The organism is Mycobacterium sp. TH-M25 (genome assembly GCF_057473665.1).
On the sequence record NZ_JBYCLA010000340.1, the window covers coordinates 1 to 5,225 of the forward strand.

5 protein-coding genes are annotated in these 5,225 nt (G+C 63.3%); 1 reads left to right on the top strand and 4 read right to left on the bottom strand.

Annotation, left to right across the window (positions count from 1 at the left end; all coding sequences use genetic code 11):
• The first annotated feature begins 177 nt into the window (after window positions 1-177).
• Window positions 178-1,083: a universal stress protein gene (locus AC2VOU_RS11440; protein WP_486957482.1), complete on the top strand. Its 906-nt coding sequence runs from the start codon at window positions 178-180 to the stop codon at window positions 1,081-1,083.
• A 24-nt stretch (window positions 1,084-1,107) separates the two neighbouring features.
• Here the strand turns inward: AC2VOU_RS11440 and AC2VOU_RS11445 are convergent, their stop codons facing one another.
• The 4 genes from AC2VOU_RS11445 to AC2VOU_RS11460 all read right to left on the bottom strand — a co-directional run bounded on the left by AC2VOU_RS11445 (window position 1,108) and on the right by AC2VOU_RS11460 (window position 5,127).
• Window positions 1,108-2,826, bottom strand: coding sequence for a sensor histidine kinase (locus tag AC2VOU_RS11445; protein ID WP_486957483.1), 1,719 nt, complete (start codon window positions 2,824-2,826; stop codon window positions 1,108-1,110).
• Between the two features lie 24 nt (window positions 2,827-2,850).
• Window positions 2,851-3,501: a hypoxia response regulator transcription factor DosR/DevR gene (gene dosR, locus AC2VOU_RS11450; protein ID WP_486941435.1), complete on the bottom strand. Its 651-nt coding sequence runs from the start codon at window positions 3,499-3,501 to the stop codon at window positions 2,851-2,853.
• Between the two features lie 72 nt (window positions 3,502-3,573).
• The gene (locus AC2VOU_RS11455) at window positions 3,574-4,422 is read right to left on the bottom strand and encodes a universal stress protein (protein WP_486957484.1); all 849 of its coding nucleotides are present in this window, start codon (window positions 4,420-4,422) and stop codon (window positions 3,574-3,576) included.
• A 273-nt stretch (window positions 4,423-4,695) separates the two neighbouring features.
• Window positions 4,696-5,127, bottom strand: a complete 432-nt coding sequence (locus AC2VOU_RS11460) for a pyridoxamine 5'-phosphate oxidase family protein (RefSeq protein ID WP_486957485.1) — start codon at window positions 5,125-5,127, stop codon at window positions 4,696-4,698.
• Window positions 5,128-5,225: the final 98 nt, after the last annotated feature.

Here is a 5,225-nt window from a genome sequence, read left to right on the forward strand (position 1 = left end):
TCGATGATCCCGCGGCGTGTCGCGTTCCGGCAGATCTCGACTTCGGCCTCCGCGGCGAAGCGCGAGATGCCAAACGGTTGACGGGATTGGGACAAAGTACTCCTGACCGAGAACAGCGAACCTACCTAGCGTTATGAATGTCATGCCCTAACACTGCAAAAGCACAGGGAGCCGGCAATGTCTGACCTCGCAGGGCAACAAGCAATTGTTGTGGGTGTCGACGGATCGCCGTCATCTGGCAAAGCGGTGGGTTGGGCCGCGCGCGAAGCCGCCATGCGCAATATCCCACTGGACATCATCCACGTCGTCGCGACGCCGCAGTGGGGCCTGGTGAGCCTCAGCGGAGGCCCCCTTCCGCCGCTGGCTGGAAACAGCGATTGGCGCGAAAAACAGGCCGAAGAACTCATTTCGGCGTCGATTCGAATAGCCGAAGAAAGTGCTCCCAGCCTGGCTCGCCGCCAGATTCGTTCCGAGGTGTATTTCGGCGCGACGATTCCCACGCTGGCCGACTTGTCCAAAGACGCGAAGATGATCGTGGTGGGCAGCCGCGGGCAAGGGGCCGTGGGGCGGCTCTTACTGGGATCGGTCAGCACCGCATTGGTGCATCACGCGCACAGTCCGGTGGCAGTGATTCACCACGAATCCCCTGTCACCGCGCTGCTGCCTGAGCAGCTTCCGGTGGTAGTAGGCATCGACGGATCGCCGGCATCAGAGTTGGCGACGGGCATCGCTTTCGACGAGGCGTCCTGGCGTGGAGTCCACTTGGTTGCATTGCATTCCTGGTCTCACGGGGAGGTGGCTGACGTCCCGAGCCTGGAATGGTCTGCGCTGCAACAAGTTGCGCAAGAAGCCCTGGCCGAACGACTGGCGGGCTGGCGAGAGCGTTATCCCGACGTGGCGGTGCAACGCAGAATCGTCTACGCCAATCCGGCGCTGCACCTGCTCGAGGAGGCGGAGTCCGCTCAGCTTGTCGTCGTCGGAAGTCATGGTCGTGGCGGATTTTCGGGCATGCTCTTGGGCTCAGTGAGCACCACGGTGGTGCATGCCGCCGGCGTGCCGGTGATCGTCGCTCGACAACACTGAGGATCCGGACGGGCCAAGCCAGGGCTAAGCCAGCGGCGCGGTCCAACGCAGCACCGTACCGCCGGAGTCGGGAGTGTCGACGCTGAACGTGCCGTGCGCCTCCTGGGCGCGGTGGCGCAGGTTCATCAGGCCGTCACTCTTGGTGCGCTCGGAGATTCCGCGACCGTCATCTCTCACCTCGATGGAAAGACCATCCGCGACTTTGACGATGACATGGAGCTCAGTCGCATGCGCGTGCTGCGCGGCGTTGCTCACGGCCTCTCGCACAACGGCTTCAGCGTGTTCGGCAAGCGGAACACCGACCACCGAGAGCGGTCCCACGAATTGGGTGGTGATGCGTAGCTTTTCGCTGGAATACCGGGCAACGGCTTCATCGAGTCGCTGGCGCAACCGCGGCATTCTGGTAGTCGGCCCGTGTAGATCGAATATCGTGGTGCGAATCTCGCCGATGATGGCTTGCAGGTCATCAACGTAGCTCGAAAGCCGTTGTTGGACTTCCGAAGACCGCGCCCGGGGAATGGTTGCCTGCAGCGCGAGCCCGACTGCGAACAACCGTTGGATGACATGGTCGTGCAGGTCGCGAGCAATGCGGTCCCGGTCAGTCACCACGTCCAACTCGCGCGCGGCGCGCTGCGCCGTGGCCAATTGCCAGGCCACTGCGGCCTGGTCGGCGAAGACCGACATCATGTCTTCCTCGTCTTGGGTGAATGCCGTTGCTCGGCTTAGGCGCAACGCAACGAGCACTCCGGCAACCTTCTCGGCTACGCGCAAGGGCAATACCAACGCGGGCCCCGGCTGGATCTGCACGCCGCCGATCTCGAGCTCAAGCCGGGCAAACCGGCGCGGAGTGCGGTTGAAGAAGACGTCACCGACCTGAGTCCCGCGGACAGCGATCGTCGGCGGCTGCGTGAATGCGGGCAGCTCGCCCGCCAACTCAGTAATCAGCAGTTGGGTGATCTCCGTTGAGGCAGAGTCCGATTCGACTGGCACCGCAACGAAAGTCGATTCAGCCTCGGACAATTTCAGGGCCTCATCGGACACCATCCGGAAGATTGCGGCGGGGTCGGAACCCGACAACAGCTCCGTTGCGATGTCACGAGTTGCGGCGAGCCAGGCCTGCCGGGCCTGGGACTGCTCGTAGAGCCGCGCGTTTTCGATGGCAATACCGGCCGCAGCCCCGAGCGCTTCGACGAGCACTTCGTCGTCTTCGCTGAAAGATTGGCCGTTCACCTTCTCGGTCAAGTAGAGGTTGCCGAACACCTCGTCGCGGATCCGGATGGGCACCCCCAAGAAAGCCTGCATCGGCGGATGATGTGGCGGGAAACCGACCGACGATGGATGGTGAGCGATGTTGTCCAGCCGGATCGGCTTCGGCTCGCTGATCAACACCCCTAGGACGCCGCGACCCTCCGGTAAATGCCCAATCCGCTCCCGCGTTTCGGCATCGATTCCCTCGTGGATGAACGCCGCCAAATCAGGACCGCTCCCCCGCACCCCGAGCGCGCCATAGCGGGCCCCAGCCAGGTCGATCGCAGTGCGCACGATGGTGCGCAGCGTGGTCTCCAGGTCGAGACCCGAGGTCACCGCCAGCATCGCCTCGACTAATCGGTCAAGACGGTCGCGTCCCTCGACGATCAGAGCGATCCGGTCTTGCACCTCAGCGAGGAGTTCGCGTAATCGAAGTTGCGACAACGTATCTCGCACCGAGTGCACCGCACCGGCCCGCTTCGCTGAATCGGTCACGAGATCACAGTGCAGTGGGCGGGATCATCGCCTCGCACGCTCGGTGGATTCGAGTTTGGATGCGAACACCGCAGCTTGCGTTCGCCGCTCCATGCCGAGCTTCGCCAGCAGCCGCGACACGTAATTCTTGACCGTCTTTTCGGCAAGGAACATGCGAGCGGCGATCTGCTTGTTGGTCAGTCCCTCGCTGAGCAGACTCAGCAGAGTGCGTTCCTGATCGGTCAACCCGACAAGCGGATCGCTGCGTTCGGCCGCACCGCGGAGCTTCGCCATCAACACCGCAGCAGCCCGATTATCCAGCAGCGACTTGCCTGCACCGACATCTTTGATCGCTTGAGCGAGCTCCATGCCCTTGATGTCCTTGACCACATAGCCGCTCGCGCCGGCCAGTATCGCGTCGAGCATCGCCTCGTCGGAGGTGAACGAGGTCAGCATCAGGCACCGCAAGTCGGGAATGTCTGACAGCAGATCCCTACACAATTCGATCCCACTGCCGTCGGGCAGACGGACGTCGAGAACTGCGACGTCGGGCCGGACCGCTGCGATTCGGGTCATTGCTTCGGCCACCGATCCGGCTTCGCCGACCACTTCCAGCCCAGGATCGGCGCCTAGTAGATCGATGATCCCGCGGCGGACCACCTCGTGGTCATCGACGAGAAAGACACTCACAACCATGGTGGACCCTCCGTGAGATCGGTGATGCGGCGCTGGGCTCTCAGTCTTGACATTCATCATGCGCGATACCTGTCAAAGGTGCTGACGATCGACAACTAAAACCACGCAGTCCGAGGTGGCCAGGGCGCCGTAGCCGGCCGCCCCGACGACCTCGCGCACGTGACCCGGGCCGCGGGCGCTGACAACCACCAATTGCAGCTGCTCAGCATGCGCCTGCAGATAGCCAGAAAGTGGACCGTGCACGGCAACGGACTCCGCACGAAGATCGGGATAACGAGCTCGCCATCGCGCCAAGCGACGATCTAGCTGCGCCGCTATCGCCAGATCGCCTGTTTGGGTGGTTGGGGGGTCCGAGCGAGGTGGTTGCCAACACCTGATCACCCGTAACGGGGCATCGCGCATAGCCGCCTCCCGGGCGGCCGTCTCAAGCAGGAGTCCGTTATCGGGCGCATCGCCGGTCACCGCCAGGATGACGTTCGAGTTCGGGCGGACGGCGGGCGTGCCTCCGTGGAGGATGGCAACGGCACAATGGGCAGAGCCGGCCACGGCAACGGCAGTCGAGCCAATCCGACCGTGCCGAAAGTGGTTTGACCCGACAGCACCGATGCAAATCATCGCCGCGAAGCGAGACACCCGAATGAAGGCCTCGGCTGGGTGTCCGCGAATCACGTCAGTTTCGACCTTCACCGGCTTCCTCGTGGACTCGACGGCCCTGAGGACGCCACCGATCCACCGTTCGGCCCTGGCCGATTGAGAAGCGATATCATCCGACTTTGACGTCCCGCTATCGAGTATGTGGACCAGCCGAAGCGGGATGTCGCGGCTGACAGCCTCATCGACCGCCCACAGCGCCGCACACCGAGCCGCCGCCGATTCGTCGACGCCGACCACCACGGCGGGCTGTACGGGCACGTCTTCCATAGGACACTCCGACCTCAACGCTCCGGCAGATAGGTGCCGGCACTTGTGCGGAAAGGTTATTCGGTGACTCGGGTATGTATCTGGGGCCAAAGGTCCTCACCTGCTCAGCGTTGGTCCCGCCGCGGACATGCGTCCGCTACAGAACCGGCCATTGCTCCCAGCGGCATTGGGCTGATGCCCAAGAGCGGGAATCGCAGTGAGGGCGGCACTGGTCCAGTCCGTCAAAGCGCCGCTAAAAGGACTGGCCGCCAGCATGTTCGGGGGCACAGTGTTTCAAGCGAAAGCGGATTCGCGCTCGGGCTCGGGACCGAACTGGAAGCGGCGCCCCGTGATCGACGCCGGCAGAATCCGAACGTAATGCTGCTTCAACGTCGCAGTCCAAGGCAGCAGCTGTGCGTGATCGGCGCGCTGAATGTCCTCGTTCGTGCGCAGCATCCGGGCCGTTCCCCGCACGATCACGCTCCAGCCTCCGCCGGCACCGTGATCGTCGGCCTCGAACAGCACACGGTTGTTGATCGCGGAACTCACCAACTTCGTGCCTTCCGCCGTCCGGAAAAGCACCGTGCGATCTTGGACGGCGAAGTTGACGGGAAAGATCTCCGGCTGGCCGTCAACGCTCGTGACAAGCCTGCCCAAGGCCACACCGCTCAGCAGGTCCCAGCTTGCGCTCGCTGAAAGGACGGTGACAGGTTCGATGGTCGTCATACCGACGAGGCTAAGGAGTCCCAATGGCCGCTCACAGCGGCACATGTCGCCTAGGCGAGGGACTTTCGGCCCTCGAGAGTACGGATATCGAGCACCTC